The organism is Nevskia soli, assembly GCF_903970205.1.
Taxonomy (GTDB): Bacteria; Acidobacteriota; Terriglobia; order Bryobacterales; family Bryobacteraceae; genus Bog-113.
In genome coordinates this window covers 1-3,304 of sequence record NZ_CAJCHS010000272.1, presented here as the reverse complement: position 1 = coordinate 3,304, position 3,304 = coordinate 1, and the positions used below count along the sequence as shown (strand labels likewise).

2 protein-coding genes and 1 tRNA gene are annotated in these 3,304 nt (G+C 57.5%); 1 reads left to right on the top strand and 2 read right to left on the bottom strand.

Going from position 1 to position 3,304, the window contains the following annotated elements; genetic code table 11:
- Nucleotides 1-536, bottom strand: a 536-nt coding sequence (locus tag H1Y01_RS12330; protein ID WP_219341498.1) for a TolB family protein, incomplete at its 3' end; no start/stop codon positions are given.
- 114 nt (nucleotides 537-650) lie between these two features.
- Here H1Y01_RS12330 and H1Y01_RS12325 point away from each other — a divergent pair.
- Nucleotides 651-725: transfer RNA gene (locus H1Y01_RS12325), tRNA-Gly, on the top strand.
- Between the two features lie 22 nt (nucleotides 726-747).
- On the opposite strand, the gene H1Y01_RS12320 is transcribed toward H1Y01_RS12325, so the two are convergent.
- Nucleotides 748-3,304, bottom strand: a 2,557-nt coding sequence (locus tag H1Y01_RS12320) for a S9 family peptidase (protein WP_180540820.1), incomplete at its 5' end; no start/stop codon positions are given.

Genomic DNA, 3,304 nt, shown 5'->3' with positions numbered 1-3,304 from the left:
CGAAGCAGCTTGCGCTCTCCGGTTGAAATGCGCACTTCATATAAGTCATGCCACGCCTTATCGCGATCGTTCAGCCCGACGTAAATAATGTCAGGCATGGTCCGCGGCACCGAGTAGATTTCGGCGCGAACCCCCTTGATGTCGGTCAGATTGCGTGCCGCGGGTACGTTACTGCCTGCCGCGGGCGGGGCCGTTGGACTGACCGCGAACACATTGAAATTCTCATCGCCCGCTTTGTCCTGGGCAAATAAGATGTACTTGCTGTCGCGGCTCCAGAAATACGCGGCGATGGGGCGCGTCTTATCCGCGGTGACGGGATGAGCCGCGCTGAACGGCTCGGCGACTTTCTTCACCCATACATTGCGCGTACCGTCGAGCGGTTTCATGAACGCGATGAATTGCCCGTCGGGCGAGATCTGGGACGCGGAAATTTCCGGATCGCCGAAAAACAACTGCCGGTCGATGAGCGGCGGCGGAGCGGCGGACGCAAAAACGGGCGAAAGACAGACGAGTGAAGCTATGACTGTGAATCTCATAATCGTTGTGAAATCCTAGTTTACGTCCGTTGCACGTGGTTCGTTCGGATATTATTTTCGCCATTCGATAACCGGAACGCAGACGGAATTCACCGCCGATTGACTTCGAGAATCGCGGGAGTAACTCAATGGTAGAGTCACAGCCTTCCAAGCTGTTGGTTGCGAGTTCGATTCTCGTCTCCCGCTCCATCTTCTCAAGCGCTTGCCGCGCTTACTCCAACTCAGCGGATAGCGTCGCGCCGCCCATCGACGGCAAAGTAGCAGCCATCTTCACGACGGTGCGCGTGTCCTTTGCGATCCAGTAAGATACTTTCTCCGCAGGATCGTCACTGTTGCTCACGTCCACGCGGTAAGCGTCGAAGCTACCGGCGGGCACCGTCAGCTTCTCGGAAGCCGTTACCGAGAGCTGCAACAACTTCACCTTCTGCTTCTGCACGTCGAAGTTACGGAACGTGGCCGTGTAGCCCTCCTTCAAAGGCAGGCATCCGATCACGAAGGGCGCACCCGCTGCCTCTGCGAATGCGGGGCCGCCGAGATCGGTGGAGATCGGCGTGTCCTTTCCGTTGTTCGACATCTTCCCGGTTACTTTGGCGCCCTCATAGGACGCATCGATTGTCACCGGTCCCTGCTTCACGGTGCGCGTGCGAACCAGCAGCGTTCCTTTGTCCACAACGGCCGTGTCGACCGCATCGCCCATGGGTGTGCTCATCGTGTCGACGAACTTCCAGGCCCCGTTTTCGTCTTTGATTTCCGTCGAAATCTTGAGCGCAATGTTTTGACCCCCGGCCGCGATCTTAGCCGCGTACTTATAAGTGCCGGGTGTAGGCGCCGCAACCGGAACCGGGACGCCAACCGCGCTCGAGTCGAGCTTCCTGGTTATAACTACAGTGGCGGGATCAACCTTCAGCTCGCTAAGACGCTTCGCCACGTCCGGCGTCATCGAATCCTGATAGCGCCCATCGAGATACTTGGCCAGAAACTTCTCCGCTTCCGCAAATAGCGCGAGGTTATTGACCGGGCGATGGAAGCCGTGACCCTCGTCGTCCGCAACTAAGTACTCTACCGGGAACTGACGGTCTCGTAAGGCGATTACGATCTGATCCGACTCGCGCTTATTCACGCGCGGATCGTTGGCGCCCTGCACCACCATGAGCGGGGTCTTGATCTTGTCCGCGGAGTTCAGCGGGCTTTGCCGGGTAAGTTGCGCTTTCCCCTCCGGCGTATTGGGGTCTCCCATCCGCTCATAGAAAATCTTTCGAGCCGCTTCCCAATACGGCGGAATCGATTCCAGCAGCGTGATCAGATTCGATGGCGCGACGATCGCAACGGCGGCAGCGTAGACATCGGGCGTGAACGTCACGGCCGCGAGCGTCGCATAGCCGCCGTACGAACCCCCAATAATGCCGACGCGCCGGGGATTCGCGATACCCTCCGCCTCCAGGTACTTCACGCCCCAGGTAATATCGTCCTGCATCTTCTGTCCCCACTCTTTATTGCCCGCATCGAGGAACTTCTTGCCGTAACCCGTTGAACCTCGAAAGTTCATTTCGAGTACCGCATATCCGCGATTGGCCCAGAACTGTGCCAGCGAGTTGAATCCCCAATAGTCGCGCGCCCATGGTCCGCCGTGCGGAAACATCAAGACGGGTAAGTTCTTCGCCTCGACGCCCACCGGCAGGGTAAGATAGGCCGGGATTTCCAGACCGTCCGACGACTTATAATGCACCGGGATCATCTTCGCCAGACTCGCCCGCGGCAGTTCCTCGCGAAGCTTGTACTGCAGCGTGAGCGTCTTCGCTTTACGGTCGAAGAGATAAGTTTCGCCCGGTTCAATATCCGCCTGCGCGGAGACCAGCCATCTGGTTTCGTCCCTGGTGTGCGAACCGAACGTGACCTGTTTACCCGGAAGCTGCTTTTCCAGCCAGCGATAGTCGGATTCGTAACCTTTGTCTTTCCAGTAGATCTTGCGTTTCTCGTTGATGTACACCGTCGCGATCAGCGAATCGCTAACTTCCGAAAACAGCGGTTCTTCCAGATCGACCCGTCCTTCGGGATCACTTTCCACCACTTGCTGCGTCTGCGTCTCCGGATCGAACAGAACCAGCTCCAGCAGATTCGTCCCCGAACCCTGGTTGGTCATCATGTACACGCGCTTGCCGTCTTTGTGGAATTGGACCGGCGAGCAGCTTTCCATCACGCCGCAGGAGTAGACCTTGGTGAACTTATCGCCATCCACGCGCAATACTTCGGTGTCGCCGTTGTCCGCCGAGCGGGTCGCCAGCCGCAGCTGATCCTTAAGGTCGAAAACCCAACCGGTGAGTCGATCGTTATTGGTCCGAAGCAGCTTGCGCTCTCCGGTTGAAATCCTCACTTCATATAAGTCATGCCACGCCTTATCGTGATCGTTCAGTCCAACGTAAATAATGCCCGGCATCGTGCGCGGAACCGAGTAAATTTCGGCGCGGACTCCCTTGACGTCGGTTAGATTGCGCGCGGAAGGTACGGCAGTTCCTGGCGCAGGCGCTGCCGTTGGGCTAACCGCGAAAACGTTGTAATTCTCATCACCCGCCTTATCCTGCGAAAACAAAATGTATTTGCTGTCACGGCTCCAGAAATACGCAGCGATCGGGCGCGTCTTATCCGCAGTCACGGGATGCGCCGCACTGAACGCGTCCGCGACCTTCTTCACCCAAACGTTACGCGTTCCGTCAAGCGGTTTCATGAAAGCAATAAACTGGCCGTCCGGCGAGATTTGCGACGCGGAAATC